The organism is Massilia sp. Root418 (assembly GCF_001425265.1).
In the GTDB taxonomy this organism is placed as follows: Bacteria; Pseudomonadota; Gammaproteobacteria; order Burkholderiales; family Burkholderiaceae_D; genus Rugamonas.
Genome location: NZ_LMEC01000023.1, coordinates 315,134 through 341,186 on the forward strand (window position 1 = coordinate 315,134; position 26,053 = coordinate 341,186).

Here is a 26,053-nt window from a genome sequence, read left to right on the forward strand (position 1 = left end):
CTCAAGCGTTGGCGCGCAGCGACAACAGCACCGGTTGCAGGATGGCCGCGCCCAGGCGGGCGCTGCGGGCGCCGTCCCAGCCGGTGACCGGATCGGGGTCGTTGGCGTTGTCCTTGAACGGCATTTCCAGGGTCAGCGACAGGCAGCCGAAGGCGTGGCTGATGTGCGGCGAACCCATGGTCAGCGTTTCCGGCGTGAGCGGGCTTTCGCCGTAGCCGAACTCGTCCTGGAAGTCCGGGCTGGCGATCTTGAAGGCTTCAACGAAATCCTGCTGGCGCTGGGCGTCGGCCTTGCTCCAGCTTTCCAGCGCTTCGCTGCCGGCCGTGAACACGTAGGGCAGGCCTTCGTCGCCGTGGATGTCGAGGAACAGGTCGCAGCCAACTTGCTTCATCTTGTTCAGCACCAGGAAGACTTCCGGGCTGCGCTCCATGGTGGGGTTCAGCCATTCGCGGTTCAGGTTGGCGCCGGCCGCGTTGGTGCGCAGGTTGCCGCGCACCGAGCCGTCCGGGTTCATATTGGGCACCACGTAGAACACGGCTTCCTGCAGCAGCTGGCGGCCGAAGGGGTTGGCCACGTCCAGCAGGGCGTCGACCATGCCTTCCACAAACCATTCCGCCATCGTCTCGCCCGGGTGCTGGCGCGCGATCACCCACACTTTCGGCTTGCCTTCTTCCGGCTCGCCGATCACCAGCAGGTTCATGTCGTGGCCGTCGAGCGTGCTGCCCAGGTCTTCCATGCGCACATAGTCGTTCAGCTGGGCGTTGTCCAGCAGGGCCAGGTGGCGTTCCCACGAGTAGGGCTCGAAGTAGGCGTAGTAGACGCTGTCATATTCGGGCGTGTGCTCGATGGTCATGGTCTTGCCGTCGTACGAGGTGGGCACGCGGAACCAGGTTTCGCGGTCGTAGCTGGCGGCGGCCTGGTAGTCTTTCCAGCCGTCCGGATAGGCGGCCTGGCCGGCGTTCAGGAAGTTCATCGTCAGCGGGGTGGCCTTGGCGCCCTGCACACGGAAATAGAACCACTGGATGATGTCGGCAGCGGAGTCTTTGCGGATGTTCAGGTCGATCGCGGAAGGGTCGTCCGCGCGCAGAACGTCGATGGCGCCAGCATCGAATTGGTGGCTGATTTTGATAGGCATTGCGTCGGTCCTGATGGATGAAAGTATCGGGTGTGCGACATGATACTAGTTTTATGCACAAGCTTGGGATTGCAAGCTTGCTAATTCGGTCATACACTAGGCCGGGATTCCTCACGAAAACAACACCGGAGACTGAACTTATGCAGCGTCGTTCCTTCCTGAAAAACGCCACCCTGGGCGCCGGCGCCGGCGCGCTGGCGGTCGCCCCGGCGCTGGCCCAGGCGCAGCCCGCCATCACCTGGCGGCTGGCGTCGAGCTTCCCGAAAACCCTGGACACCATCTACGGCTCGGCGGACCGCTTCTGCAAGCGCGTGGCCGAGCTCACAGGCGGCAAATTCACCATCCGCCAGCACGCGGCCGGCGAGATCGTGCCGGGCTTGCAGGTGATGGACGCGGTGCAGGCCGGCACGGTGGAGATGGGGCATACGCCGTCCTACTATTACTTCGGCAAGGACCCGGCCTTCTGCTTCGACTGCGCCGTGCCCTTCGGCCTGACTTCGCGCCAGCAGACCGCGTGGTACGAGCAGGGCGGCGGCCGCGAGCTGATGCGCGAGTTCTACAAGGGCTACGGCATCATCAACTTCATGGCCGGCAACACGGGCACGCAGATGGGCGGCTGGTACAGGAAGGAAGTGAAAACGGTGGCGGACATGAAGGGCCTGAAGATCCGCATCGCCGGTTTCGCCGGCCGCGTGATGGAGCGCATGGGCGCGGTGCCGCAGCAGATTCCCGCCAGCGACGTGTACGGCTCGCTGGAGAAGGGCACCATCGACGCGGCCGAGTGGGTGGGCCCGTACGACGATGAAAAGCTGGGCCTGCAGCGCGTGGCGCCGCACTACTATGCGCCGGGCTGGTGGGAGGCGGGGCCGCAGCTGTCGTTTTATGTCAACATCAAGGAATGGGAAAAGCTGCCCAAGGAATACCAGGCGGCGGTGGAGTGCGCCAGCTACGAGTGCCACGTGCTCATGCAGGCCGAGTACGACACCAAGAACCCGGCCGCCCTGGCGCGCCTGCTCAAGAACGGCGCCAAGCTGCACACCTTCTCCAGGGAGATCATGGACGCGTCCTACAAGCTGTCCACCGCCGTGATGGAGGAGGAAGCGGCGAAGAACGCCAAGTTCAAGAAGATCTACGAGCCGTGGAAGAAGTTCCGCCAGGACCAGAACCAGTGGGCCTCGGTGGCGGAAGCCACCATGCAGAACTATCTGATCAACGCCGGCCGCAAGTAATGGCGCAGCAGCCTGCTTTGCCATGACGGTGGCACAGATCGTCGGCATCGCCGTGCTGCTGGTGCTCCTGGCGGGACCGGCAGCGCTCGGCCTGGCCGGCTGGTACACGGCGCGCCGCGCGCCGCCGGCCCCCGGGCCTCGCCCCGGCGTGGGCTGGCGCTGGAGGTGGACGCTGATGTCGGCGTTGCTGTATGTCCTCGCCTTCAACCTGACCTTCTTCATCCAGGAGCTGTTCCTGGTGCTGCCCAAGGCCTTCACGCCGGGCCTGCGTCCGACCCTCTTCCACAACAACCATCTCTGGCAGGGCGACAACCCGCTGGCAAGCCTGTTCCAGGGAACGGGCGCGATCGCGACTTTGCTCGCGGGTGGTGTCTGCGCATGGCTGTTGCGGCGGGGCGCCGGCAAATCGGCTGCCACGCGCCTGTTCCTGTTCTGGATGGCTTACAGCGGCATCTTCATGGCGTTGCCGCAGGTGGTCATCGGCGTCCTCAGCACCCAGAGCGATCTGGGGATGGCCATGGTGTACCTGGGGCTGTCCCAGGCCGCGAAAGTGGCTGCGTCCGTGGTTGCGCTTGCCGTCATCCCTTTGATTGCGGGCTGGCTGCGGCAACTCTTGCTCGGCAAGGTGGGCGACGCGGACCGCGTTGCCACTGCAAGGGGGCGCAATCTGCTGCTGTTGGAGCTCGCGGTAGTGCCCGCCCTGCTCGCGCTGCCTGCGATTTTCCTGTTCCGCATTCCCAGGAACTGGTTAGAAGTGGCTGCGGTGCCGGTGGTGGTGACCATCGTTGGCCTGGTCTGGATGCAGGCCGGAGCTTGGCGCCCCGGCAGGGCAACCGGCAGGGTAAGCGGCAGCAGCGCGGCAGCGGCGCCGCTGGCCTGGCCCCTCGGCGCTGTGGCGGGCCTGCTGGTGGTCTTCCAGCTGTTGCTGAGGCCCGGTGTGCGCTTCTACTGACGCCTGTCACGCTGCCGCGTGCAGCGGCAGGTCCAGCTGGTGCCAGGCGGCCATGGCGCCGGCCAGTTCCAGGCTACCGTGGCCGCCATGGCGCAGCAGGCCGCGCATGCTGTCGGCCAGCACGTCGGGCGACTCGCCCTGGCCCAGCTTGAATTGCCCTTGCACCGTGCGCACCCGGGCGCGGAAGGGCACGATGTACTGGCTCAGTATCTCGTAGCGGGGACTTTCCTCCAGCCGCCACGGGCAGGCTTCGCCGGCATCCATCTGGTCGACCAGCGCCTGCAAGGCTGCGCGGGTGGCTTCCTGGCCGCTTCCGAATGCGATGTCGACTTCGAACTGCGCCATTTCGTAGTTCCAGGTGGGCGCGTTGCGCCGGTCGCGCAGCCAGGCGGATGAGACGTAGCCCTGGGCGCCGGTGAACACCAGCAGCGCCCGGCCCGCCTGGCGCAGGCTGGCAAGCTGCGGATTGTGCGCGGACAGGTGGCCGATGAATTCCAGTTTGCCGTCTTCATTGCGCTGCAGGACCAGCGGCAGCGGAGTGGCCTGCGCTCCGGCTTCCCCATGGCTGACCACCATGGCCAGCGGGTGGCGCTTGACGAGGTCTACGATCGGCTGCAGGTCGGCTGGGCGGAAAATACTGGTGTGATACATTGCGCGTCTCCGGTGGGTTGGTTCCGCCATTGTGCGGGGCGTACCATGGCGGCGAAAGCCACGCCGTGCAATGGGCGCGTTCACCGGTGAACAACAGGAAAGGACTGGAGATGGCGGGCAGCGACAAACTGGGGTGGGGCGATTTGCACGTGCTGCACGCGGTGGCGAAAACCGGCTCGCTGTCGCAGGCGGCGGCGCTGCTGGGCACCAGCCATCCGACCGTGTTCCGCCGCATCCAGGCCATTGAACAGACGCTGGGGGCAACGCTGTTCGAGCGCAGCAGGCAGGGCTATCGCGCCACCGCAGCCGCAGCCGAACTGCTGGAGCTGGCGGAACATATTGCGCAGCGCCTGAACGACATCTCAGGCTCGGCCAGCGCCGATGGCTGTGTCGGAGGCAGGGTACTTCTGAGCACCACCGAAACCATGCTGCCCACCGTGCTGCCGCCGGTGCTGGCCAAGCTGCGGCAGAGTGTGCCCGGCATACTGGTGGAGCTGGATATTGCGGACGGGCTGGCCAATCTGCAGCGGCGCGAGGCCGACGTGGCGCTGCGGGCGGGCGGCCAGCCGCCGGATGAGCTGGTCGGGCGCATCGTGTGCGGCATTGAAACCACGGTTTACCGCCCGGCCGCCTGGGCGCCGGTCGACGAGGCGCGGCTCGCCGCCGTGCCATGGGTCTGCCTGGATGACGGATTTGCGCACCTGGCGTCGATGCAGTGGCTGAAAGAGCGCGGCCTGCTGGCCCGGGCCGCAGCGCGCTGCAACAGCACCGTGGCCGTGATGCGGCTGGCCGAGCAGGGCATGGGGCTGGCGATGCTGCCGTGCTACCTGGGCGACGCCTGTGGCGCGCTGCGGCGCGTGCTGCCGCCGCAGCCGCAGTTCCGTTCCGACCTGTGGCTGCTGTCCCATGCCAGCACGCGCGGCGTGGCGCGCATCGGCGCGGTGCTCGATGGGCTGAGCGAGGGTCTGCGCCAGCAGGCGGACCTGTTCGAAGGCCGCCGTCCCTGGCCCGCTCCCTAGCCTGGAAAGCGCGCTTTCGCTGAGCCAGATCAACATGGCCCGCCTCGCGGCTTGCTATCTTGGCTTGCGGCCCTCCGCATTGTGCGGCCGCGCCGCGCTACCAGGAGACGATCATGGATCATTGCGGACCGGACCACATTGAAGTGCTGGACAAAAAGATCAGCGCGCTGAGCGACGCGCTGGCCCACCTGGGCCAGGGCACCACGCTGAAAGAGCTGCTGCGCATCATCCGCTTCCCCGGCTACACCACTCCCGCCGAGTTCGCCTTCTCGGTCGCCATGCTCGACGCCATGGCCCACCAGGCGCGCATGCTTGAGCAGATGGGCGACCAGCTGCTCGGCGCCGCCAAGCAGGTAGGGAAGGAGGGCTGACGGGCCGGGAGTAAAATAATGGGCCGACAGGCTTCACCCCTTAGTGATATTGGCCGATCCTGCTGCCTTCCCGCTTGTTGCGTCGCGCTGACAAACCGTTTTGCTGTGGAAAATGTGCGCTACACTGCCTTGGCCGCCTGCCGGGGCAGCGCGGCGCCTTTCCACATTGATAAGGGGTCACGGATGAAGCAATTGTTTCGGGTAGTGTTTGCGGCCATGCTGGCCTGGTCCTTCGTGCCGGGCGCGTCGGCGGCAAACGTGGGGTCGGCGGACGAGGCGGTGGCGATGGTGAAGAAGGCGGCAGCCTACATCGCCGCCAACGGCAAGGAGAAGGCTTTTGCCGAGATCAACAACCCCAGCGGCCAGTTCAAGGACCGCGACCTCTACATCGCGGTGCTGGACACCAAGGGCGTGACCCTGGCGCACGGCGGCAATGCCAAGCTGATCGGCAAACCCATGATCGACCTGAAGGACGTGGACGATAAGTACTTCATCAAGGCCTTCCTCGACGTGGCCGCCACCAAGGGCAGCGGCTGGGTCGATTACAAGTGGCCGAACCCGGTCAGCAAGGCCATCGAGAAGAAATCCACCTACGTGGAGAAGGCGGGCGACCTCGTCATTATCTGCGGCATCTACAAAGGCTAAAAAGCTAAGCCAGGCCGCCGAAACGCTGGTAGAACTCGCTGCCGGCTTCGGCGGCGGCCTCGTCCTCGCGGCGCAGCACGGCCAGCACGTGCTGCTCGGCCGCCTTCGACACAATCCGGTACAGCTCGCGCGCCAGCTCGTAGGCGGCCGCGCCCGGCCACGGCTCGGGCAGCAGTTCCACCGGCAGTTGCGGGTCATGCAGCTGCACGCGGCGGTAGGCGTGGATCAGCAGCGAGCGGATCACGAAAGCCTGCTCCGGGTCCGGCCGGTGGCCCGCCTGCAGCAGCGCCAGCAGCGGCTGGAATTGCGCGATGAATTGCTGGTAGCCGCCGATCACGCCGCGCAAGTCCCAGCCCTCGTCTATCATTTCCCGCAGGGGACGTCCGTTCTGCGCGCCCGGCATCCCGGCCGCGTGGCAGATGAACAGCTTGCCCCGCGTGCCGGTGCGCGCGAGCAGCTCGTCCAGCGTGTCCGGATTGCCGGCCGGATGGCCGAACACACCGGGCGACACCAGTCCGTAACCTTCCCACACCAGCTCCTTGCGCAGCAGCGTGCGCTCGGCCGCGCCCAGGCTGTTGCCGCTCATTACCAGTGTCCAGTTGCCGTCCCAGTGCACGTGCAGCGGGGCGTAGATGCGGCGCTGCGCGCGCGCGAAGCGGGCCTGCGACCCGGGCGTGATGGAATAGGACGAGCGGCGTCCGTCGCGCTGCGACACCAGCCAGCCCTCCTGCGCCAGCCGGAACACCGAGGTGCGCAGCAGGCGGTCGTTCACGCCGAACGGCGCCAGCAGCTCGATCAGGCTGCCCAGCCACACCACGCCGCCGTGCGGCACCACCGCGTCGCCGAAGATGGTCATCACCAGCGATTTCGAGCGCGGCGGATCGCTGGCCAGGAAGTGGGCGATCCATTCATTGCTGTTCAGGGTCTTCATCATGCGCGCGGGTTGTTCTCTCAAGCCGGAAGTTTGCACCAACTTGTCACGAAGGGATACAGTTTTTTGATCTGAGTCAAAAAAACAGTATGCAAACGAATTTTTGTATCGTATGATGATTTTACACCCTTGACCAAGGAGACAAAACATGTACGCACAGATGGTTGAAACCGGCCTGAAGAAAGTTCAGACGAACGAGGACATGAGCGCCGAGGAGCTCGCCTTCCAGGCCCGTATCGACGCCGGCGTGAAGATCGAGGCCAAGGACTGGATGCCGGATGCCTACCGCAAGACGCTGATCCGCCAGATTTCCCAGCACGCCCACTCTGAAATCGTCGGCCAGCTGCCCGAGGGCAACTGGGTGACGCGCGCACCCACGCTGAAGCGCAAGTCCGTCCTGCTGGCCAAGATCCAGGACGAAGCCGGCCATGGCCTGTACCTGTACAGCGCCGCCGAGACCCTGGGCGTGTCGCGCGACGAGCTGCTGGCGGCCCTGCACAGCGGCAAAGCCAAGTATTCGAGCATCTTCAACTACCCCACGCTGAGCTGGGCCGACATGGGCGCCATCGGCTGGCTGGTGGACGGCTCGGCCATCATCAACCAGATCCCGCTTTGCCGCTGCTCCTACGGCCCGTATGCGCGCGCCATGATCCGCGTGTGCAAGGAAGAGTCCTTCCACGCGCGCCAGGGCTACGACATCATGATGTCGCTGGCCAAGGGCACGCCCGAGCAGAAGGCCATGGCGCAGGACGCGCTGAACCGCTGGTGGTGGCCTTCCCTGATGATGTTCGGCCCGTCGGACGCGGAGTCGGTCAACAGCGCGCAGTCCGCGCAGTGGCGCATCAAGCTGTTCTCGAACGATGAGCTGCGCCAGCGCATGGTGGACCAGACCGTGCCGCAGGCCGAATACCTGGGCCTGACCGTGCCAGATCCCGACCTGAAGTTCAACGCCGAAACGGGCCACTATGAATTCGGCGAGATCGACTGGAGCGAATTCCAGGCTGTCCTGAAGGGCAACGGCCCGTGCAACCGCGAGCGCCTGCGCACCCGCGTGAAGGCCTACGAGGACGGCGAGTGGTTCCGCGACGCGCTGGTGGCCTACGCCGACAAACACAAAGAGGAGAAGGCTGCGGCCTGAGGAGACATAAGATGAGCAAAGAATGGCCATTGTGGGAAGTATTCATCCGCAGCCAGCACGGCCTGGCGCACAAGCATGTGGGCAGCCTGCACGCGTCCGACGCCGCCATGGCGGTCAACAACGCGCGCGACGTATACACCCGCCGCAATGAAGGCGTGAGCATCTGGGTGGTGAAGGCCACCGACATCGTGGCCAGCAGCCCGGCCGACAAGGATGCGCTGTTCGAGCCGTCCAACAGCAAGGTCTACCGCCATCCCACCTTCTTCCCGATGCCGGAAGAAGTGAAGAACCTGTAAGCGGGAAGCGTCATGGACAAATTCACGGACGACAAATTTTCCTGGCTGCTGCGCCAGGGCGACAACGCCTTGATCCTGAGCCAGCGCCTGTCTGAGCTGTGCGGCAAGGGCCCGGCGCTGGAAGAGGACATGGCGCTGACCAACGTGGCGCTGGACCTGCTGGGCCAGACCCGCATGTGGTACACCTACGCCGGCGAGCTGGAAGGCGCGGGCCGCAGCGAGGACCAGCTGGCCTACCACCGCGACGCGCACGACTTCAAGAACTGCCTGCTGGTGGAGCAGCAGAACGGCAACTACGCCGACACCATGATGCGCCAGTTCTTCTTCGACACCTGGCACTACTTCTTCATCGGCGCGCTGACCAGCTCCAGCGATGAGCGCATCCGCGAAATCGCCGAGAAGTCGCTGAAGGAAGTCACCTACCACCTGCGCCGCAGCGGCGACCTGATCGTCCGCATGGGCGACGGCACGGAAGTGAGCCACGCGAAAACGCAAACCGCCGCCGACGAGCTGTGGATGTACACGGGCGAGTTCTTCAAGTACGACGCCATCGACCAGGCCATGGTGGCCGCAGGCGTGGCGCCGGCCGCCGAGCCGCTGCGCGCGCAATGGCTGGCGCACGTGAGCGACATCTTCGGCGAAGCCACGCTGGCCATGCCGTCGCCGGAGGCCTGGATGCAGAAGGGCGGCAAGCAGGGCGTGCACAGCGAGCACCTGGGCTTTCTGCTGGCCGAGATGCAGTTCCTGCAGCGCGCCTACCCCGGATCGGAGTGGTAAATGAACGCCGCCGCTGCCGCCAACGCTAGCGCCGTCACCACCGGGCAGGTCTGGGCCTGGCTCGCCGAGGTGGCCGACCCGGAGATTCCCGTGATCTCGGTGGTGGACCTGGGCATCGTGCGCGACGTGGCCGTGGCGGACGACGGCGCGTGCACCGTCACCATCACGCCCACCTACTCGGGCTGCCCGGCCATGCAGGTGATCGCCGATGCCGTCACCGATGCGCTGCGCGAGCGCGGCGTGGCGAAGGTGGAGCTGCGCACGCAGCTGTCCCCCGCCTGGACCACTGACTGGATGAGCGAAGAGGGCAAGGCCAAGCTGAAAGGCTACGGCATCGCCCCGCCGGCGCAGCAGGTGATCGACATCAGCGGCTTGCGGGGCGGCGCCGCCGGCAGTGCCGGCCTGGCGGCCGGCGTGCGCCGCGGCGCCATCGCCGCACCCAGGGTGGTGTGCCCGCACTGCGGCTCCAGCCATACCCAAAACACCAGCCAGTTCGGCTCCACGCCCTGCAAGGCGCTGTACAAGTGCCTCGATTGCCGCGAGCCGTTCGACTACTTCAAGTGCCACTGAGAGCATACCCACTATGAGCAAATTCTATCCGCTGTCCGTCGCCAAGGTAAACAACGAAACGCGCGACTGCATCGCCGTCACCTTCGCCGTGCCGCCCGAACTGGAAGAGAGCTTCAAATACCAGCAAGGCCAGCACCTCACGCTGCGCACCCGCATCAACAGCGAAGACGTGCGCCGCTCGTACTCGATCTGCTCGGCCGTGCAGGACGGCGCGCTGCGCGTGGCCATCAAGCGCACGCCCGGTGGCATGTTCTCCACCTGGGCCAACGACACGCTGAAGCCCGGCGCCGTGATCGAAGTGATGCCGCCCATGGGCCACTTCAATGTGCCGCTGGACGCCGCCAACCGCAAGAACTACCTGGCCTTCGCGGCCGGCAGCGGCATCACGCCCATCTTGTCCATCATCAAGACCACGCTGCTGACGGAACCGGGCAGCCGCTTCACACTGTTCTACGGTAACCGGGCGTCGTCGTCGGTGATCTTCAAGAACGAACTGGCCGACCTGAAGGACATCTACACCGACCGCCTGAACATCGCCTACGTGATGAGCCGCGAACAGCAGGACATCGAGCTGTTCAACGGCCGCATCACCAAGGAGAAGGCGCAGCAGTTCCTGCAGCACTGGGTACGCGTGGAGGATTTCGACAACGCCTTCATCTGCGGCCCGGAAGACATGATGCACGGCGTGTCGGCCGCGCTGCAGGAAGCCGGCATGCCGAAGGCGAACATCAAGATCGAGCTGTTCGCGGCCAGCATCCCCAAGCACCAGCACAAGCCGCGCACGCAGGCCGACGCCTCGGCGGGCCTGACCGAAGTGACCGTGGTCATGGACGGCAACCACACCATGTTCACCATGGACCGCGACAAGGAATCCATCCTGGACGCCGGCCTGCGCGCAGGCATCGACATGCGCTATTCCTGCAAGGGCGGCGTGTGCTCAACCTGCCGCTGCAAGGTGCTGGACGGGAAAGTGGACATGGACGTGAACTACGCGCTGGAAGACTACGAGATCGCGCGCGGCTTCGTGCTGAGCTGCCAGAGCTTCCCGGTGACGGACAAGGTGGTGGTCGACTTCGACCAGGCTGAGTGAGCGCTGGCGCTGGCGGGTTACGCGCTCCGCGCTAACCCGCCCTACGTGACCGGATACGGACACGGAATACGAAACACGGGATATGAATACCGTAGGGCGGGTTAGCGCGCAGCGCGTAACCCGCCGCAACGAACGACAATGGAGGAGACGCCATGACTTACGAGAATATTTTATTTGAGATCAAAGGCGGCATCGCCAAGCTGACCTTGAACCGCCCGGATAAGCTGAACAGCTTCACCCAGGCCATGCACCTGGAGGTGCGCGACACGCTGGCCAAGGTGCAGGCCGACAAATCCGTGCGGGTGTTCCTGCTCACCGGCGCCGGCCGCGGCTTTTGCGCCGGCCAGGACCTGGCCGACCGCGCGGTGGAACCGGGCGTGAACGGCGTTGACCTGGGCGACTCGGTGGAAAAATTCTACGCCCCGCTGGTGCTGGCGCTGCGCAGCCTGCCCATGCCCGTCATCTGCGCCGTGAACGGCGTGGCCGCCGGCGCGGGCGCCAACCTGGCGCTGGCCTGCGACATCGTCATCGCCGGCAAGTCGGCCAGCTTCGTGGAAGCGTTCTGCCGCCTGGGCCTGATCCCGGACACCGGCGGCACCTGGATCCTGCCGCGCCTGATCGGCATGGCGCGCGCCACCGGCCTGGCCATGCTGGGCGAAAAGCTCACCGCCGACAAGGCCGAGCAATGGGGCCTGATCTGGAAAGCCGTGCCGGACGAACTGCTGATGACCGAAGCGACTGCCATGGCCGAACACTTTGCCGCCGCGCCCACCAAGGGCCTGGCCTTCACCAAGAAGGCCCTGCAGATCAGCCACTGCAATTCGCTGCCCGAGCAGCTCAAGCTGGAAGGTGAGATGATGCGCGAGCTGGGTTACAGTCACGACTACCGCGAAGGCGTTGCCGCCTTCATCGCCAAGCGCACGCCTGAGTTCAAAGGGGAGTAAGTATGGCAGCTCTGGATAAAGCCGGCGTCGTCGCCGTGATCGGCAGCGGCGCCATGGGTTCGGGCATTGCGCAGGTGGCCGCCGCCGCCGGCCATACCGTCAAGCTGTACGATACGCGCGCCGAGGCGGTGCAGAAAGCCATTGCCGACATCGCCAAGGTCTACCAGAAGCTGGTGGACAAGGAGCGCATGACGGCAGCCGACGCGCAAGCCGCCACCGCGCGCCTGCAGCCGGCCGGCGGCCTGGCCGACGTGGCCGACGCCGCGCTGGTGGTGGAAGCCATCGTGGAAAACCTGGACGTGAAGCGCGCCCTGTTCGCCGACCTGGAAGGCGTGGTCGGCGACAGCTGCATCCTGGCCACCAATACTTCATCGATTTCCGTTACCGCCATTGCCGCCAGACTGCGCCGCCCGCAGCGCCTGGTCGGCATGCACTTCTTTAATCCGGTGCCGCTGATGGCGCTGGTGGAAGTGATCAGCGGCCTGGCCACCGACGCCGCCGTGGCCGATACCGTGTACGACACCGCCGCCGCCTGGGGCAAGAATCCGGTGCACGCCAAGTCCACGCCCGGCTTCATCGTCAACCGCGTGGCGCGCCCTTACTACGCCGAAGGCCTGCGCCTGCTCAACGAGCAGGCCGCCGATGCCGCCACCATCGACGCGGTGATGCGCGAGGCCGGCGGCTTCCGCATGGGGCCATTCGAACTGATGGACCTGATCGGGCACGACGTGAACTATTCCGTCACCCAGTCCGTCTTCAACGCCTACTACAACGATCCGCGCTTCACGCCGTCCGTGATCCAGCAGGAGCTGGTGAACGCCGGCTACCTGGGCCGCAAATCCGGCCGCGGCTTCTACGCCTACGGCGACGGCGCAACGGTGCCGGCCGCGCGCAGCGAAGCGCCGCAGCCCAAGCCGGATTATGTGAGCTACAGCGTGGAGCCGGGCGCCAGCGGCGCATCGGCCGTCACGGACGCGGTGCTGGCCCGCTTCCAGGAGCGCGGCATCGCCGTGACGCAGCGCACGGCCAGCGAGGCCCACAGCCACGCAGCGGGCACGGTGGCGGAGCACGCGCCGGCATTCCATTGCAACGGCGCTGCCGTCTACCTGACGGATGGCCGCAGCGCCACGCAGCGCGCGGCGGACAACAAGCATCCGGACACCGTGGTGTTCGACCTGGCGCTGGACTATGGTAAAGCCACCCGCATCGCCATCGCCGCCGCCGACCAGTGCAGCGCCGCCGCGTACAACGCCGTGGTGGGCCTGTTCCAGGCCGCCGGCTTCGCGGTGACGAAACTGGATGACGTGCCCGGCCTGGCCGTGATGCGCACGGTGGCCATGCTGGCCAATGAAGCGGCGGACGCGGTGCACCAGGGCGTGTGCAGCGCGCAGGGCGCGGACACCGCCATGCAGAAGGGCGTGAACTATCCGCGCGGCCCGCTGGCCTGGGCCGACGCCGTGGGCGTCGAGCGCATCGCCACCGTGTTGAACAATCTCGCAGCCGCCTATGGCGAAGACCGCTACCGCGTGTCGCCGCTGCTGCGCCGCAAACAGGCATCGGGAGCGGCATTCCATGCATAAGGACGTACCAGTGTTGAGCGCTGCGCATGACCCTGCGCACGCCCAGGCTTTGGCCCAGGCCGCAGGCGACGCGATGTACGCGCGCGACCGCGCGACCCAGGCCATGGGCATGCTGCTGGCCGAGATCCGGCCGGGCTATGCGCGCATGACCATGCCGGTGCGGGAAGACATGCTGAACGGGCACCAGACCTGCCACGGCGGCTTTATTTTCGCGTTGGCGGACAGCGCCTTCGCGTTTGCGTGCAACAGCCACAACCAAAACACGGTGGGCGCCGGCTGCACGATCGAGTACCTGGCCCCCGGCCGCCACCACGACCTGCTGACGGCGGAAGCCGTGGAGCAGGCGCTGGCCGGCAAGAGCGGCATTTACGACGTCAAGGTCAGCAACCAGGACGGACGCATTATCGCCCTGTTCCGTGGCAAATCGCACCGCGTCAGCGGAGAAGTGGCGCCACAGCAGGGCTAGTTCAAAAGTAGAACAGAGGAGACAGCAATGGTTCAACGCAATCCCGCCCCAGCTGACCTGGAGCCTATCGAACGCGCCAGCAAGGACGAGCTGCAGGCGCTGCAACTGGAACGCATGAAGTGGACGCTGAAGCATGCTTACGAAAACGTTCCGCATTACCGCGCCGCGTTTGACGAAAAAGGCGTACATCCGGACGACCTGAAGACCCTGGCCGACCTGGCCAAGTTCCCCTTCACCGACAAAAAGACCCTGCGCGACAACTATCCCTTCGGCCTGTTCGCCGTGCCGCGCGAGAAGGTGGTGCGCATCCACGCGTCGAGCGGCACCACCGGCAAGGCCACCGTGGTGGGCTACACGCAGAACGACATCGACACCTGGGCCACCGTGGTGGCGCGCTCCATCCGCGCTGCGGGCGGGCGTGCCGGCGACATGGTGCACATCTCCTATGGCTACGGCCTGTTCACCGGCGGCCTGGGCGCGCACTACGGCGCCGAACGGCTGGGCTGCACCGTCATCCCGATGTCCGGCGGCCAGACCGAGAAGCAGGTGCAGTTGATCCAGGACTTCAAGCCCGAGATCATCATGGTCACGCCGTCCTATATGCTGAACATCATCGAGGAGTTCCAGCGCCAGGGCCTGGATGCGGCGGAATCGTCCCTGAAGGTGGGCATCTTCGGCGCCGAGCCGTGGACCGACGCCATGCGCGCCGAGATCGAAGCACGCGCCGGCATCGACGCGGTGGATATCTACGGGCTGTCCGAAGTGATGGGCCCCGGCGTGGCAAGCGAGTGCATCGAATCGAAGGATGGCCCGGTGATATGGGAAGACCACTTCTATCCCGAGATCATCGACCCCGAAACCGGCGAAGTGCTGCCGGACGGTTCGGACGGCGAACTGGTGTTCACCTCGCTGTCCAAAGAGGCGCTGCCCATCATCCGCTACCGCACGCGCGACCTGACCCGGTTGCTGCCGCCGACCTCGCGTGCCATGCGCCGCATCGGCAAGATCACCGGCCGCTCGGACGACATGATGATCATCCGCGGCGTGAACGTCTTCCCCACGCAGATCGAAGAACTGATCTGCAAGATGCCGAAGCTGGCGCCGCAATACCAGCTGGTGGTGAGCCGCGACGGCCACCTGGACAAGCTGGACGTGATCGGTGAACTGCGCCCCGAACTGACCGGCAAGCTCACCGCCAATGAAGTGGAAGCGCTGGCGCGCGAGCTGGAACACGCCATCAAGACCTATGTCGGCGTCACCACCCGCGTCAGCCTGCTGGCGTCGAACAGTATTGAACGCACCATGACCGGCAAGGCCAAGCGCGTCATCGACAAACGACCCAAGCTCGTATAAACAAGTTGTATAAGGAACGATCATGAACGAAGCATTCATCTGTGACGCGGTACGCACGCCCTTCGGCCGCTATGGCGGCTCCCTCGCCGGCGTGCGCGCCGACGACCTGGCGGCAGTGCCGCTGGCCGCGCTGAAGCAGCGCAATCCCGGCGTGGACTGGTCGGAGCTGGACGACGTCTACTACGGCTGCGCCAACGGCGCCGGCGAGGACAACCGCAACGTGGGCCGCATGGCGGTGCTGCTGGCGGGCCTGCCGGTGGAAGTCCCGGCCAACACCATCAATCGCCTGTGCGGCTCCAGCCTGGACGCGGTGGGCATCGGCGCGCGCGCCATCAAGGCCGGCGAAGCCAACCTCATTATCGCGGGCGGCGTGGAGAGCATGACGCGCGCGCCTTTCGTGATGGGCAAGGCCGACAGCGCCTTTTCGCGCGCGGCCAAGATCGAGGACACCACCATCGGCTGGCGCTTCGTCAATCCGCTGATGAAGGCGCAGCACGGCATCGACTCGATGCCGGAGACGGCGGAGAACGTGGCCAATGAGTTCAACATCAGCCGCGCCGACCAGGACGCGTTTGCCGTGCGCAGCCAGCAGCGCTGGGCGGCCGCGCATGCGGCCGGCCACTTCAAGAGCGAGATCGTGCCGGTGACGATCGCCCAGAAGAAGGGCGATCCCAAGATCGTCGACACCGACGAGCACCCGCGCCCGGACACCACCATCGAGATGCTGGCCAAGCTGAAAGGCGTGGTCAAGCCGGACGGCAGCGTCACGGCGGGCAATGCCTCCGGCGTGAACGACGGCGCCTGCGCCATCCTGCTCGCTTCCGCCGCTGCGGTGGACAAGTACGGCCTGAAACCGCGCGGCAAAGTGCTGGGCATGGCCACGGCCGGCCTGGCGCCGCGCATCATGGGCTTCGGTCCCGCGCCCGCGTCGAAGAAGGTGCTGGCGCAGCTGGGCCTGACTATCGAGCAGATGGACGTGATCGAATTGAATGAAGCGTTTGCCGCGCAAGGGCTGGCCGTGACGCGCGACCTGGGCCTGGCGGACGACGCCGCCCACGTCAATCCGAACGGCGGCGCCATCGCCATCGGCCATCCGCTGGGCGCGTCCGGCGCGCGCCTGGTGACGGCCGCGCTGAACCAGCTGGAACGCACGGGCGGCCGCTACGCGCTGTGCACCATGTGTATCGGAGTGGGGCAGGGCATTGCACTGGTAATCGAACGCGTTTGAGGGCGGCGCAATGGCGGGTTACGGCGTGCCGCCTAACCCGCCCTACAGATAGGCGGTAGGGCGGGTTAGCGCAGCGTAACCCGCCGGCATGCCGGCGCCGCAACAAGAACAAATAGCATTTTTAGAGCAATCCAAATACAACAACGGAGACAAAAAATGTTCACGAATATCCTGAAAAAGACCGCCATCGCCGCATCCTTGATCTTTGCAGCAGGCAGCGCGCTGGCGCAGAACATCAAGATCGGCTCGGTGCTGTCGGTATCCGGTCCTGCCGCCTTCCTGGGCGACCCGGAGCTGAAAACGCTGCAGATGTACGTCGAGAAGATCAATGCCGAAGGCGGCGTGATGGGCCGCAAGCTGGAGCTGGTGCATTACGACGACGGCAGCGACGCCGCCAAGGCCAACGGCTTCACCAAGCGCCTGATCGAGTCCGACAAGGTGGACGTGCTGATCGGCGGTACCACCACCGGCGCCACCATGGCCATGGCGCCGCTGGTGGACAAGGCGGGCCTGCCGTTCATCTCGCTGGCCGGCGCGGTGGTGATCATCGACCCGGTGAAGAAGTGGGTCTTCAAGACGCCGCACACCGACCGCATGGCGGCCGAGAAGGTATTCGAAGACATGAAGAAGCGCGGCATCAGCAAGGTGGGCCTGCTGTCCGAGACCAGCGGTTTCGGCGCTTCCGGCCGCAAGGAGTCGCAGCACGTGGCGTCCAAGTACGGCATCACCCTGGTGGCCGATGAAACCTACGGTCCGAAAGATACCGACGTCACCGCGCAGCTGACCCGCATCAAGAATACCGCGGGCGTGCAGGCGGTGTTCGTATTCGGCCTGGGCCAGGGCCCTGCTGTCGTGACCAAGAACTACGGCCAGCTGGGCATGACCGCGCTGCCGATGTACCAGTCGCACGGCGTGGCCTCGGACGAGTACCTTAAGCTGTCCGGCAAGGCTGCCGAAGGCGTGCGCCTGCCGACGCCCGCGCTGCTGATCGGCCAGATGCTGCCCGCGAACGACCCGCAGAAGGCCATCGTCACCGGCTACGACAAGGCCTACAAGGACCGCTACAAGATCGACCCGTCCACCTTCGGCGGCTACGCGCTGGACGCGCTCAACCTGTCGGTGGACGCCATCAAGCGCGCCGGCGGCACGGACAAGGAGAAGGTGCGCAACGCGCTGGAGCAGACCAAGGGCTTCGTGGCCACCACCGGCGTGTTCAACATGAGCCCAACCGACCACATGGGCCTGGACCTGTCGGCCTTCCGCATGGTTGAAGTGAAGAACGGCGACTGGCAGTTGACCAAGTAACAGGGACCCATCATGCTCGCCCAATTCCTGCAATTCCTGTACTCGGGAATGACGGTCGGCTCCGCCTATGCACTGGCGGCGCTCGGCTTTACCATCATCTACAACACCAGCGGCGTGATCAATTTCGCCCAGGGCGAATTCATCATGCTGGGCGGGATGCTGGCCGCGATGATGGCGGGGGCGGGCGTGCCGCTGCCGCTGGCCATCATCGGCGCCGTCATCCTCACCGCCATCGTCGGCCTGGTGATGGAAAAGGCGGTGATCGAGCCGGCGCAGAACGCGCAGGTGGTCACGCTCATCATCATCACCATCGGCGCCTCGCTGGTGGTGCGCGGGCTGGTGCAGATCTGGCTCGGCAAGGGCACGCACACGCTGCCCGCCTTCTCGGGCGACACGCCGATCCAGTTCCTGGGCGCGAGCCTGCTGCCGCAAAGCCTGTGGGTGCTGGGCGTGACCATCGCCATCGTGGCCGCGCTGGGCTGGTTCTTCGGCCGCACCCTGCTGGGCAAGGCCATGCTGGCCACGTCGCACAACAAGCTGGCCGCGCAGCTGGTGGGCATCAATACGCGCCGCGTGCTGCTGCTGTCCTTCGGACTGGCCGCGCTGCTGGGTGCCGTCGGCGGCGCGCTGCTGGCGCCCATCACCTACACCTCCTACGACGCGGGCATCATGCTGGGCCTGAAAGGCTTCGTGGCGGCGGTGCTGGGCGGCCTGGGCGGCGGCGTGGGCGCCATCGCGGGCGGGCTGATACTGGGCATTGCGGAGGCCATGACGGCAGGGTACATCTCGTCCGCCTACAAGGACGCGGTGCCTTTCGTGCTGATCCTGCTGATCCTGTTCTTCATGCCGCGCGGCCTGTTCGGCGCCAAAGTATCGGAGCGCGTATGAAGACCTTCGCTTCCCGCCATGCTGGCCTGCTGATTCTGGCGCTGGTGCTGGCAGCGCTGCCGCTGCTGCTGCCGAACGCCTATTACTTCGACGTGGCGATCCGCATTGCCTTGAATGCGGTGGTGGTGATCGGCCTGAACCTGCTGATGGGCTACACCGGCCAGATCAGCCTGGGCCACGCCGGCTTCTTCGGCCTGGGCGCCTATGCGTCCGCCGTGCTCACCACGCACTACAACTGGCCGCCGGTTGCCGCGCTGGCCGCCGGCGCCGCCGCCACCGGCCTGCTGGCCTTTGTGCTGGCGCGCCCGGTGCTCAAGCTGAAAGGGCACACGCTGGCCATGGCCACGCTGGGGCTGGGCATCATCATCTCCATCGCCATCAACAACGAAGGCCAGTGGACCGGCGGTCCGGACGGCATTTCGGTGCCGGGCTTCGCCATCTTCGGTGCCGAGATCACCGGCGAGAAATCGTGGTACGCCGTGGCTGCCGCCTTGCTGCTGCTGGTGACGTGGTTCGCGCTGAACCTGATCGATTCGCCTGTCGGCCGCGCGCTGCAGGCCATCCACGGTTCCGAAGTGGCTTCGCGCGTGGTCGGCATCGACACCACGCGCTTCAAGGTGCGCGTGTTCGTGCTGTCGGCCGTGGTGGCGAGCATTGCGGGCAGCATCAGTGCGCACTACATCGGCTTCATCACGCCGAACATGGCGGGATTCTTCCACTCCATCGAGCTGGTGACCATGGTGGTGGTGGGCGGCATGGCGTCGGTGTTCGGCTCCATCCTTGGCGCCGCGCTCCTGACCTTGCTGCCCCAGCTGCTGTCCGCATTCGAGGGCTGGGAAGTGGTGGTGTTCGGTGCCATCCTGATGCTGACCATGATCTTCCTGCCGCGCGGCCTGGTGCCGTCGCTGGCGCGCCGCCGCAGCAAGCCCGTAGCGGGCGCCGCGGCGCCACTGAAACTGGTGAAGAAGGCGGGAGGCGGCCATGCTTGAGATCCGCAACCTGAGCAAGAGCTTCGGCGGCGTGCACGCGGTGCAGGATGTGAGCTTCGCCATCAAGGAGGGGGCGATCCACTCGGTGATCGGCCCCAATGGCGCCGGCAAGACCACGCTGTTCAACCTGATCACCGGCGTCTACACGCCAACCAGGGGCGAGATCGTGCTGCGCGGCGAGAACGTGGCCGGTCTGTCGCCGGACGCGCTGGCGCGGCGCGGCATGAGCCGCACCTTCCAGAACTTGCAGATCTGCCTGAACATGACGGCCATCGACAACGTGATGGTGGGCGCGCACCTGCGCCTGAACCAGAACCTGTTCGCGTCCATGCTGCGCCTGCCGTCGGTACGCAAGGCCGACCAGGTGTGCCGTGATGAGGCGGCGCAGCTGATGGATTTCGTCGGCGTGGGCCAGTACGTGGACGCCGACTCCAGCCAGATGCCGTACGGCGCCCTGAAGCGGCTGGAGATCGCGCGCGCCCTGGCGGCGCGGCCGAAAGTGCTGCTGCTCGACGAACCGGCCGCTGGCCTGAACCACACCGAAACCGGCGAAATCGAAGCGCTGATCCGCAAGGTGGCGCAGTCCGGCGTGACGGTGGTGCTGGTGGAGCACGACATGAAGCTGGTGATGAATTTATCCGACCACATCCTGGTGCTGGACTACGGCAAGAAGCTGGCCGAAGGCACGGCCGCCGAAGTGCGCGCCAATCCGGACGTGGTGGCGGCCTATCTGGGAGTTGCAGCATGAGGGATGCCATGACGAACACGAGCGAGGTGGCGGTGAAGCCGCTGGTGCTGGAAATCAAAGGGCTGACCAGCCACTATGGCCGCATCCAGGCGCTGCACGGCATCGACATCGAGGTGCGCCAGGGGCAACTGGTGGCGCTGGTGGGCGCCAACGGCGCGGGCAAGACCACGCTGCTGCGCGCCATCTCCGGCGTACAGCCGATCAGCGGCGGCAGCATTCACTTCAGCGGTCAGGACGTGAGCCGGGCCAGCGCGGACAAGCGCGTGCGCGCGGGCATCTGCCAGGTGCCCGAGGGGCGGCAGGTGTTCGGCCCCATGTCGGTGGAGGACAACCTGCTGCTGGGCGCCTACACGCGGCCCAAGGCGGAAGTGGCGGCGGACATGGAACGCATGTACCAGCTGTTTCCCATCCTGAAGGAGAAGCGGCTGCTTCTGGCGGGCACGCTGTCCGGCGGGCAGCAGCAGATGCTGGCCATGGCGCGCGCGCTGATGGGCAAGCCATCCGTGCTGCTGCTGGATGAACCCAGCATGGGTTTGGCGCCGTTGCTGATCGCGGAGATTTTCCGCATCGTGGCCGGCCTGCGCGACCAGGGCATCACCATTTTCCTGGTGGAGCAGAACGCGCACGCGGCGCTGTCGATAGCGGACGTGGGTTATGTGATCGAGACCGGCGCCATCACGCTGTCCGGCCCCGGCCCGGAGCTGCTGAAAAACGAGCAGGTGCAGAGCGCCTATCTGGGCATGTAATAGGGTACGTAATGGCGGGTTACGCCTTCGGCTAACCCGCCCTACTCATCGCAGACAGCGGCAAGGTAGGGCGGGTTAGGCATAGCCGTAACCCGCCGATCGAGGAGCGACTATGGTCAAAGTATATGAAATGAACGGCATCACCCCGGTGGTCCACCCCACCGCCTACGTGCACCCGAGCGCGGTGCTGATCGGCGACGTGATCGTCGGCCCGCGCTGCTACGTCGGCCCGCACGCCTCCATGCGCGGCGACTTCGGCCGCCTGATCCTGGAAGAGGGATCGAACCTGCAGGACGGCTGCATCATGCACGGCTTCCCCGGCGAGGACACGGTGGTGGAAGTGGACGGCCACGTCGGCCACGGCGCCGTGCTGCACGGCTGCCGCATCGGCCGCAACGCGCTGGTGGGCATGAACTCGGTCATCATGGACAACGCCGTCATCGGCGCCGACAGCATTGTCGCCGCCATGAGCTTCGTGAAGGCCAACATGGTGGTGCCGCCGCGCAGCCTGGTGGTGGGCACGCCGGCCCGCGTGCTGCGCGAAGTCACCGACAAGGAAATCGAATGGAAGACCTCCGGCACCGCCCAGTACCAGGAACTGAGCGTGCGCTCGCTCGCCACCATGCGCGAAACCGTGGCGCTCACCGAGGTGGAACCGGACCGTCAACGCATGCAGTGGGAATCGTCGCTGCCGCTGCACCTGCATAAGAACGCAACTGAGAACGTTACTGCGAACGTCACTGCGAACGTCACTGAATGAAACTGGAGAAAAGTATGGCACCAACACTGCAAAGCCTGATCGCCGGCCGCTGGCACGGCAAGGAAGCGGCCACCCCCCTGCACAGCGCGCTGAACAACAGCCTGATCTACCATACCCACGCCGAAGCGATCGACTTCAGCGAAGCCGTGACCTACGCCCGCAAGACCGGCGTGCCGGCCCTGATGAAGCTGGACTTCCAGCAGCGTGCGGCACGCCTGAAAGCGCTGGCCGTGTACCTGATGGAGCGCAAGGAAGAGCTGTACAAGATTTCCCACCTCACCGGCGCCACCCGTGCCGACAGCTGGGTGGACGTGGAGGGCGGTATCGGCACGCTGTTCGCCTACGCCAGCATGGGCAGCCGCGAGCTGCCGTCGTCCAATGTATTGCACGAAGGTCCCGCCATGGCGCTGGGCAAGCGCGGCGGCTTCGCCGGCACCCACATCCTGGTGCCGCGCGGCGGCCTGGCGGTGCACATCAATGCCTTCAACTTCCCCATCTGGGGCCTGCTGGAGAAGTTCGCGCCCAGCTTCCTGGCCGCCATGCCCTGCATCGGCAAACCGGCCACCGCCACCAGCTACCTCACCGAAGCCGTGGTGCGCATGGCGCATGAATCGGGTCTGCTGCCGGAGGGCGCGCTACAGCTGGTGATCGGCAGCACCGGCGACCTGCTGGACCGCCTGGGCGGCGCCGACGTGGTGACCTTCACCGGTTCCGCCGACACCGCCGCCAAGCTGCGCACCAACCGCAACCTGATCGCCAACTCGGTGCCGTTCACTGCCGAAGCGGATTCGCTTAACTGCGCCATCCTGGCGCCGGACGTGACACCGGACGACCCGGAGTTCGACCTGTTCGTGAAGGAAGTGGCGCGCGAGATGACCGGCAAGGCCGGCCAGAAGTGCACCGCCATCCGCCGCATCATCGTGCCGAAAGACCGCGTGGACGCGGTGGCCGAACGCCTGCGCGAGCGCCTGGCCAAGGTCACCATCGGCGACCCGTCGGTGGAAGGCGTGCGCATGGGCGCGCTGGCCTCCAAGGACCAGCAGCGCGACGTCGCCGAGCGCCTGGCCCTGCTCGCGCACGGCAATGAGATCGTGTTCGGTGAAAGCCATGGCTACAAGCTGATCGGCGAGGGCGTGTCCGAAGGCGCGTTCTTCTCGCCCACCCTGGTCCTGTGCCGTAACGCCGGCAGCAACGACGCGGTGCACGACGTGGAAGCCTTCGGCCCGGTCAGCACCATGATGACCTACGACGGCATCGACGAGGCGCTGGAACTGGCCGCGCGCGGCAAGGGCAGCCTGGTGAGCACCCTGGTGACCAAAGATCCGAAGACGGCCGCCTACGCGGTGCCGATCGCCGCCGCCTCGCACGGCCGCGTGCACATCCTGGAGCGTGAATCGTCGGTGGACTCCACCGGCCACGGTTCACCGCTGCCGCAGCTCAAGCACGGCGGTCCCGGCCGCGCCGGCGGCGGCGAGGAACTGGGCGGCATCCGCGCGGTGCGCCACTTCCTGCAGCGCGCCGCCGTGCAAGGCTCGCCGACCATGCTGGCCGCGGTGACGGGCGAGTACGTGCGCGGGGCGGCCGTGAACGAAAGCGAAGTGCATCCCTTCCGCCGACATTTCGAAGACCTGAAGATCGGCGACTCGCTGCTGACCCACCGCCGCACCGTGAGCGAAGCGGACATCGTCAATTTCGGCGGCGTCTCGGGCGACTACTTCTACATGCACTTCGACGACATCGCCGCCAGGGACACGCAGTTCGGCAAGCGCATCGCGCACGGCTACTTCGTGCTGTCTGCCGCCGCCGGGTTGTTCGTCTCCCCCGCGCCGGGTCCGGTGCTGGCCAACTACGGCCTGGACAACCTGCGCTTCATCACCCCGGTGGCCATCGGCGACACCATCCGCGCCCGCCTGACCTGCAAGCGCAAGGTTGACCGCAACCGCACCGACGACAAAGGCGTCGGCCAGGGCGTGGTGGCGTGGGACGTGCAGGTGACCAACCAGAACGAGGAGCTGGTGGCCAGCTACGATATTCTGACGCTGGTCTCCAAGCACAAATAGAAGCAGGAAGCGCAAGCGGCAGGGAGGGGACGGCGCCCCTCCCCGGTGTTATGCCGCTTTGTTCAGGCCGAACGGATCGTCGATGCTGTGGGATGGTTCGGTGAACCATTTCGGGCCGGACTCGGTCATGTAGAAATGGTCCTCGTGGCGCACGCCGAATTCGCCGGGGATGCAGATCATCGGCTCGTTCGAGAAGCACATGCCCGGCGCCAGCGGCGTGGTGTCGCCGCCCACCAGGTAGGGCCATTCGTGGATGTCCAGGCCGATGCCGTGGCCGGTGCGGTGCGGCAGGCCGGGCAGCTTGTATCCGGGGCCGTAGCCGTCCGCTTCCAGCGAACGGCGCGCTGCCTGGTCCACCTGCTCGCACGGCACGCCCAGCTGCGCCGCTTCGAATGCGGCGGCCTGCGCCTTTTTCTCGCTGTTCCACACGCTGCGCTGGCGATCGCTCGGCGCGCCGTAGACATAGGTGCGCGTGATGTCGGAAATGTAGTTGTGCAGCTTGCAGCCCGTATCGATCAGCACGGTGTCGCCCTGCTTGAGCGTTTGCACGTAGCTCACGCCGTGCGGATAGGCGGTGGCTTCGCCGAACAGCACAATCACGAAGTAGGAGCCGGGCGCGCCCACCTTGCGGTGCGCGGCGGCGATGAACTGTTCCACCTCGGTGGTGGTGATCCCTTCATGCAGCATGCTGGCAGTGGCCACGTGCACGGCCAGCGTCATGTCCTTGGCCCGCTGCATCAGCGCTATTTCGGCGGCGGACTTGCGGGTGCGGCAGTGCGCCGTCACGCTGCGGGCGTTCTCTAGCGCGTAGCCGGCGGCCAGCGGGCGGATGCCGTCGTAGATGAAGAAGGCGGCGCTTTCGCAGATGCCCACGCGCGGCGGCTGCGCCGGGTTGGCGGCGATGCCCATGCGGCCCAGCGTGTCCACGAACAGCTGGTAGGGGCTTTCGTGTTCGTGCCAGCCATTGACTTTGCCTTCCACCAGCATGAAGTCCAGCAGCGTGCTTTCCTCGAAGGCGGGGGCAATGTATTCCAGCGCGCCCTCTGCGGGCAGGATGGCGCCCACCATGCGCTCGCTGGCGTGCCAGCGCGTGCCGGTGAAGTAGAGCAGGTTGGCGCCGGCGTTGATGTAGATGGCAGCAATGCCCTGCTCGCGCATGTAAGCCTGGGCCTTGGCGATGCGCTGCACGTGTTCGTCCTTGCCGATGGGGACCGCGCCCGCCGTCATGTCGGACAGGGTTGCCAGTGCCTGCTCCGCAGTTTTGCCGCCGACGCCTATGCTCTTGCTCATGCTATTTTCCTCCAGAAGTGATGGCGGGGATGATATCAGTTTTAGGGGGCGGCGCGCCCGTGAACAGGTCGGCCGGATAGGTAAACAGCCAGTCGGCGTAGCGCGGCTTGCGGTTCAGGCCCTTGTCTTCCTCGCGGAAGCCGCCTTGCTTGATGGGGGCCTGTTGGGATAGCGAGTACACACCCACGATGCGGCCCTGCTGGCGCAGCAGGCCCCACTCGGCTCTCCCTGTGATGGGGTCCTGGTAGAGGCGGCGCAGGTGGCGTTTGGCGCCGGGAAAGCGCGGGTCTTTCAGCAGTTCCTCCAGGGTGAGCGGATACTGGGCGGCGCCGCCCGCGCCTTGCGCCTCGTGGTAGCGGCCCAGCGCCTGCCGGAACTCGTGGCCGATGAACAGCAGCTGCGCTTCCCTGTCGCGCCGCGCGGCGGTGGCGTACGTTTCGGAGGCGATGGCCAGGCCCACGCCCATGGAGGCCATCAGCATCAGGGTCCAGATGTAGGCGTAGCCTTGCTGTTGCCTGGTCATAGCTGCCCGTACGGGATGCCGTCCCGCGTGCTGCCCTTGGCGCCGCTGCGCACGTCGGCCACGCCGGACTTCTCGCTGTCCTGCGGGGTGACCAGCTGCCAGGTGGCGGCGGACTCCGTGATCGGGTCGACCGGCACCTTGTTGAAATAGCGGTGCGTGACCAGGTCCGCCAGCCCGGCCGGGTATTCGCCCTTGTCGCCATAGAATTTGTCGATGCTGATGCGCAGGACTTTCAGGTTTTCCTTGAGCGCCACCTCCTTGGATTTCTCCACCGAGCCGAAGTAGCGCGGCAGGGCCACCGTCAGCAGCAGGGAAATGATGGCCAGCACCACCAGCAGTTCGATCAGCGTGAATCCTCGCGTGCGCATT

The 26,053-nt window shown here is 66.0% G+C and carries 28 protein-coding genes; 22 read left to right on the forward strand and 6 right to left on the reverse strand.

The window, feature by feature from the left end; translation table 11 throughout:
• Window position 1: 1 nt before the first annotated feature.
• The gene (locus tag ASC94_RS24815) at window positions 2–1,135 is read right to left on the reverse strand and encodes a M14-type cytosolic carboxypeptidase (protein WP_056402260.1); all 1,134 of its coding nucleotides are present in this window, start codon (window positions 1,133–1,135) and stop codon (window positions 2–4) included.
• Window positions 1,136–1,275: 140 nt separating this feature from the next.
• Between ASC94_RS24815 and ASC94_RS24820 the strand changes: the two genes are divergently transcribed.
• A complete protein-coding gene (locus ASC94_RS24820) occupies window positions 1,276–2,364 on the forward strand; it encodes a TRAP transporter substrate-binding protein (RefSeq protein WP_056402263.1) in 1,089 nt (362 codons plus the stop codon).
• 22 nt (window positions 2,365–2,386) lie between these two features.
• The gene (locus ASC94_RS24825; RefSeq protein ID WP_056402266.1) at window positions 2,387–3,316 is read left to right on the forward strand and encodes a hypothetical protein; all 930 of its coding nucleotides are present in this window, start codon (window positions 2,387–2,389) and stop codon (window positions 3,314–3,316) included.
• Window positions 3,317–3,322: 6 nt separating this feature from the next.
• Here the strand turns inward: ASC94_RS24825 and ASC94_RS24830 are convergent, their stop codons facing one another.
• Window positions 3,323–3,967, reverse strand: coding sequence for an FMN-binding negative transcriptional regulator (locus ASC94_RS24830; RefSeq protein ID WP_056402270.1), 645 nt, complete (start codon window positions 3,965–3,967; stop codon window positions 3,323–3,325).
• A gap of 86 nt (window positions 3,968–4,053) precedes the next feature.
• Between ASC94_RS24830 and ASC94_RS24835 the strand changes: the two genes are divergently transcribed.
• From ASC94_RS24835 to ASC94_RS24845, 3 genes are all read left to right on the forward strand, one after another.
• A complete protein-coding gene (locus tag ASC94_RS24835; protein ID WP_157201580.1) occupies window positions 4,054–4,986 on the forward strand; it encodes a LysR family transcriptional regulator in 933 nt (310 codons plus the stop codon).
• A gap of 113 nt (window positions 4,987–5,099) precedes the next feature.
• The gene (locus ASC94_RS24840) at window positions 5,100–5,357 is read left to right on the forward strand and encodes a hypothetical protein (RefSeq protein WP_056402276.1); all 258 of its coding nucleotides are present in this window, start codon (window positions 5,100–5,102) and stop codon (window positions 5,355–5,357) included.
• A 183-nt stretch (window positions 5,358–5,540) separates the two neighbouring features.
• Complete coding sequence (locus ASC94_RS24845; protein ID WP_056402278.1) at window positions 5,541–6,002, forward strand: cache domain-containing protein; 462 nt, start codon at window positions 5,541–5,543, stop codon at window positions 6,000–6,002.
• Window positions 6,003–6,006: 4 nt separating this feature from the next.
• Here ASC94_RS24845 and paaX read toward each other — a convergent pair whose 3' ends face one another.
• Complete coding sequence (paaX, locus tag ASC94_RS24850) at window positions 6,007–6,936, reverse strand: phenylacetic acid degradation operon negative regulatory protein PaaX (RefSeq protein ID WP_307718852.1); 930 nt, start codon at window positions 6,934–6,936, stop codon at window positions 6,007–6,009.
• 145 nt (window positions 6,937–7,081) lie between these two features.
• On the opposite strand from paaX, the gene paaA reads away from it, so the two are divergent.
• The 17 genes from paaA (at window position 7,082) to paaZ (ending at window position 23,871) form a co-directional block, all read left to right on the forward strand.
• Complete coding sequence (paaA, locus tag ASC94_RS24855) at window positions 7,082–8,071, forward strand: 1,2-phenylacetyl-CoA epoxidase subunit PaaA (protein WP_056402282.1); 990 nt, start codon at window positions 7,082–7,084, stop codon at window positions 8,069–8,071.
• Between the two features lie 11 nt (window positions 8,072–8,082).
• Complete coding sequence (gene paaB, locus ASC94_RS24860) at window positions 8,083–8,367, forward strand: 1,2-phenylacetyl-CoA epoxidase subunit PaaB (RefSeq protein WP_056402283.1); 285 nt, start codon at window positions 8,083–8,085, stop codon at window positions 8,365–8,367.
• Window positions 8,368–8,379: 12 nt separating this feature from the next.
• Window positions 8,380–9,144: a 1,2-phenylacetyl-CoA epoxidase subunit PaaC gene (gene paaC / locus ASC94_RS24865; protein WP_056402286.1), complete on the forward strand. Its 765-nt coding sequence runs from the start codon at window positions 8,380–8,382 to the stop codon at window positions 9,142–9,144.
• Window positions 9,145–9,714, forward strand: coding sequence for a 1,2-phenylacetyl-CoA epoxidase subunit PaaD (gene paaD, locus ASC94_RS24870; RefSeq protein ID WP_056402289.1), 570 nt, complete (start codon window positions 9,145–9,147; stop codon window positions 9,712–9,714).
• Between the two features lie 13 nt (window positions 9,715–9,727).
• Window positions 9,728–10,804, forward strand: coding sequence for a 1,2-phenylacetyl-CoA epoxidase subunit PaaE (gene paaE, locus ASC94_RS24875; RefSeq protein ID WP_056402292.1), 1,077 nt, complete (start codon window positions 9,728–9,730; stop codon window positions 10,802–10,804).
• 152 nt (window positions 10,805–10,956) lie between these two features.
• Window positions 10,957–11,748 (forward strand): 2-(1,2-epoxy-1,2-dihydrophenyl)acetyl-CoA isomerase PaaG, encoded by a 792-nt coding sequence (gene paaG, locus ASC94_RS24880; protein WP_056402295.1) that lies wholly within the window; start codon window positions 10,957–10,959, stop codon window positions 11,746–11,748.
• Window positions 11,749–11,750: 2 nt separating this feature from the next.
• Entirely contained in the window at window positions 11,751–13,328 is a 1,578-nt protein-coding gene (gene paaH / locus ASC94_RS24885; protein ID WP_056402298.1) for a 3-hydroxyacyl-CoA dehydrogenase PaaH, read from the forward strand.
• The gene (gene paaI, locus ASC94_RS24890; protein WP_056402303.1) at window positions 13,321–13,794 is read left to right on the forward strand and encodes a hydroxyphenylacetyl-CoA thioesterase PaaI; all 474 of its coding nucleotides are present in this window, start codon (window positions 13,321–13,323) and stop codon (window positions 13,792–13,794) included. The genes paaH and paaI overlap by 8 nt, the downstream gene beginning before the upstream one ends.
• 27 nt (window positions 13,795–13,821) lie before the next feature.
• Entirely contained in the window at window positions 13,822–15,147 is a 1,326-nt protein-coding gene (gene paaK, locus ASC94_RS24895; protein WP_056402304.1) for a phenylacetate--CoA ligase PaaK, read from the forward strand.
• Between the two features lie 22 nt (window positions 15,148–15,169).
• Complete coding sequence (gene pcaF, locus ASC94_RS24900; protein WP_056402307.1) at window positions 15,170–16,375, forward strand: 3-oxoadipyl-CoA thiolase; 1,206 nt, start codon at window positions 15,170–15,172, stop codon at window positions 16,373–16,375.
• A gap of 156 nt (window positions 16,376–16,531) precedes the next feature.
• Window positions 16,532–17,680, forward strand: a complete 1,149-nt coding sequence (locus ASC94_RS24905) for an ABC transporter substrate-binding protein (RefSeq protein WP_056402310.1) — start codon at window positions 16,532–16,534, stop codon at window positions 17,678–17,680.
• 12 nt (window positions 17,681–17,692) lie between these two features.
• Window positions 17,693–18,568 carry a branched-chain amino acid ABC transporter permease gene (locus ASC94_RS24910; protein WP_056402313.1) on the forward strand — a complete coding sequence of 292 codons (876 nt, stop codon included), beginning with the start codon at window positions 17,693–17,695 and terminating at the stop codon, window positions 18,566–18,568.
• The gene (locus tag ASC94_RS24915; RefSeq protein WP_082616821.1) at window positions 18,565–19,557 is read left to right on the forward strand and encodes a branched-chain amino acid ABC transporter permease; all 993 of its coding nucleotides are present in this window, start codon (window positions 18,565–18,567) and stop codon (window positions 19,555–19,557) included. Before ASC94_RS24910 ends, ASC94_RS24915 begins: the two co-directional genes overlap by 4 nt.
• Entirely contained in the window at window positions 19,550–20,305 is a 756-nt protein-coding gene (locus tag ASC94_RS24920; RefSeq protein WP_056402316.1) for an ABC transporter ATP-binding protein, read from the forward strand. Before ASC94_RS24915 ends, ASC94_RS24920 begins: the two co-directional genes overlap by 8 nt.
• 8 nt (window positions 20,306–20,313) lie before the next feature.
• The gene (locus tag ASC94_RS24925; RefSeq protein ID WP_082616822.1) at window positions 20,314–21,051 is read left to right on the forward strand and encodes an ABC transporter ATP-binding protein; all 738 of its coding nucleotides are present in this window, start codon (window positions 20,314–20,316) and stop codon (window positions 21,049–21,051) included.
• Window positions 21,052–21,163: 112 nt separating this feature from the next.
• Window positions 21,164–21,811 carry a phenylacetic acid degradation protein PaaY gene (locus tag ASC94_RS24930; protein ID WP_056402319.1) on the forward strand — a complete coding sequence of 216 codons (648 nt, stop codon included), beginning with the start codon at window positions 21,164–21,166 and terminating at the stop codon, window positions 21,809–21,811.
• 14 nt (window positions 21,812–21,825) lie between these two features.
• On the forward strand, window positions 21,826–23,871 hold the full coding sequence (gene paaZ, locus ASC94_RS24935) for a phenylacetic acid degradation bifunctional protein PaaZ (protein WP_056402527.1): 2,046 nt from the start codon (window positions 21,826–21,828) through the stop codon (window positions 23,869–23,871).
• A 48-nt stretch (window positions 23,872–23,919) separates the two neighbouring features.
• Here the strand turns inward: paaZ and ASC94_RS24940 are convergent, their stop codons facing one another.
• Genes ASC94_RS24940 through ASC94_RS24950 form a run of 3 tightly spaced genes read right to left on the reverse strand, consistent with a single transcriptional unit; the run spans window position 23,920 to window position 26,052 of the window.
• Window positions 23,920–25,161, reverse strand: a complete 1,242-nt coding sequence (locus tag ASC94_RS24940; protein ID WP_056402323.1) for a Xaa-Pro peptidase family protein — start codon at window positions 25,159–25,161, stop codon at window positions 23,920–23,922.
• A gap of 1 nt (window position 25,162) precedes the next feature.
• Complete coding sequence (locus ASC94_RS24945) at window positions 25,163–25,684, reverse strand: type II secretion system protein (RefSeq protein WP_056402326.1); 522 nt, start codon at window positions 25,682–25,684, stop codon at window positions 25,163–25,165.
• Complete coding sequence (locus ASC94_RS24950) at window positions 25,681–26,052, reverse strand: type II secretion system protein (RefSeq protein WP_229417396.1); 372 nt, start codon at window positions 26,050–26,052, stop codon at window positions 25,681–25,683. Before ASC94_RS24950 ends, ASC94_RS24945 begins: the two co-directional genes overlap by 4 nt.
• Window position 26,053: the final 1 nt, after the last annotated feature.

What these genes read in the sequence shown, in the direction of transcription:
- ASC94_RS24945 (WP_056402326.1), bottom strand. Translation starts at nt 25,684, where the DNA reads ATGACCAGGCAACAGCAAGGCTACGCCTACATCTGGACCCTGATGCTG.
- ASC94_RS24815 (WP_056402260.1), bottom strand. Translation starts at nt 1,135, where the DNA reads ATGCCTATCAAAATCAGCCACCAATTCGATGCTGGCGCCATCGACGTT.
- ASC94_RS24830 (WP_056402270.1), bottom strand. Translation starts at nt 3,967, where the DNA reads ATGTATCACACCAGTATTTTCCGCCCAGCCGACCTGCAGCCGATCGTA.
- paaG (WP_056402295.1), top strand. Translation starts at nt 10,957, where the DNA reads ATGACTTACGAGAATATTTTATTTGAGATCAAAGGCGGCATCGCCAAG.
- paaB (WP_056402283.1), top strand. Translation starts at nt 8,083, where the DNA reads ATGAGCAAAGAATGGCCATTGTGGGAAGTATTCATCCGCAGCCAGCAC.
- ASC94_RS24930 (WP_056402319.1), top strand. Translation starts at nt 21,164, where the DNA reads ATGGTCAAAGTATATGAAATGAACGGCATCACCCCGGTGGTCCACCCC.
- paaZ (WP_056402527.1), top strand. Translation starts at nt 21,826, where the DNA reads ATGGCACCAACACTGCAAAGCCTGATCGCCGGCCGCTGGCACGGCAAG.
- paaI (WP_056402303.1), top strand. Translation starts at nt 13,321, where the DNA reads ATGCATAAGGACGTACCAGTGTTGAGCGCTGCGCATGACCCTGCGCAC.
- paaX (WP_307718852.1), bottom strand. Translation starts at nt 6,936, where the DNA reads ATGATGAAGACCCTGAACAGCAATGAATGGATCGCCCACTTCCTGGCC.
- ASC94_RS24920 (WP_056402316.1), top strand. Translation starts at nt 19,550, where the DNA reads ATGCTTGAGATCCGCAACCTGAGCAAGAGCTTCGGCGGCGTGCACGCG.
- paaK (WP_056402304.1), top strand. Translation starts at nt 13,822, where the DNA reads ATGGTTCAACGCAATCCCGCCCCAGCTGACCTGGAGCCTATCGAACGC.
- paaE (WP_056402292.1), top strand. Translation starts at nt 9,728, where the DNA reads ATGAGCAAATTCTATCCGCTGTCCGTCGCCAAGGTAAACAACGAAACG.
- ASC94_RS24845 (WP_056402278.1), top strand. Translation starts at nt 5,541, where the DNA reads ATGAAGCAATTGTTTCGGGTAGTGTTTGCGGCCATGCTGGCCTGGTCC.
- ASC94_RS24825 (WP_056402266.1), top strand. Translation starts at nt 2,387, where the DNA reads ATGACGGTGGCACAGATCGTCGGCATCGCCGTGCTGCTGGTGCTCCTG.
- ASC94_RS24820 (WP_056402263.1), top strand. Translation starts at nt 1,276, where the DNA reads ATGCAGCGTCGTTCCTTCCTGAAAAACGCCACCCTGGGCGCCGGCGCC.
- pcaF (WP_056402307.1), top strand. Translation starts at nt 15,170, where the DNA reads ATGAACGAAGCATTCATCTGTGACGCGGTACGCACGCCCTTCGGCCGC.
- ASC94_RS24910 (WP_056402313.1), top strand. Translation starts at nt 17,693, where the DNA reads ATGCTCGCCCAATTCCTGCAATTCCTGTACTCGGGAATGACGGTCGGC.
- ASC94_RS24905 (WP_056402310.1), top strand. Translation starts at nt 16,532, where the DNA reads ATGTTCACGAATATCCTGAAAAAGACCGCCATCGCCGCATCCTTGATC.
- paaH (WP_056402298.1), top strand. Translation starts at nt 11,751, where the DNA reads ATGGCAGCTCTGGATAAAGCCGGCGTCGTCGCCGTGATCGGCAGCGGC.
- ASC94_RS24950 (WP_229417396.1), bottom strand. Translation starts at nt 26,052, where the DNA reads ATGCGCACGCGAGGATTCACGCTGATCGAACTGCTGGTGGTGCTGGCC.
- paaD (WP_056402289.1), top strand. Translation starts at nt 9,145, where the DNA reads ATGAACGCCGCCGCTGCCGCCAACGCTAGCGCCGTCACCACCGGGCAG.
- ASC94_RS24925 (WP_082616822.1), top strand. Translation starts at nt 20,314, where the DNA reads ATGACGAACACGAGCGAGGTGGCGGTGAAGCCGCTGGTGCTGGAAATC.
- ASC94_RS24940 (WP_056402323.1), bottom strand. Translation starts at nt 25,161, where the DNA reads ATGAGCAAGAGCATAGGCGTCGGCGGCAAAACTGCGGAGCAGGCACTG.
- paaC (WP_056402286.1), top strand. Translation starts at nt 8,380, where the DNA reads ATGGACAAATTCACGGACGACAAATTTTCCTGGCTGCTGCGCCAGGGC.
- paaA (WP_056402282.1), top strand. Translation starts at nt 7,082, where the DNA reads ATGTACGCACAGATGGTTGAAACCGGCCTGAAGAAAGTTCAGACGAAC.
- ASC94_RS24915 (WP_082616821.1), top strand. Translation starts at nt 18,565, where the DNA reads ATGAAGACCTTCGCTTCCCGCCATGCTGGCCTGCTGATTCTGGCGCTG.
- ASC94_RS24840 (WP_056402276.1), top strand. Translation starts at nt 5,100, where the DNA reads ATGGATCATTGCGGACCGGACCACATTGAAGTGCTGGACAAAAAGATC.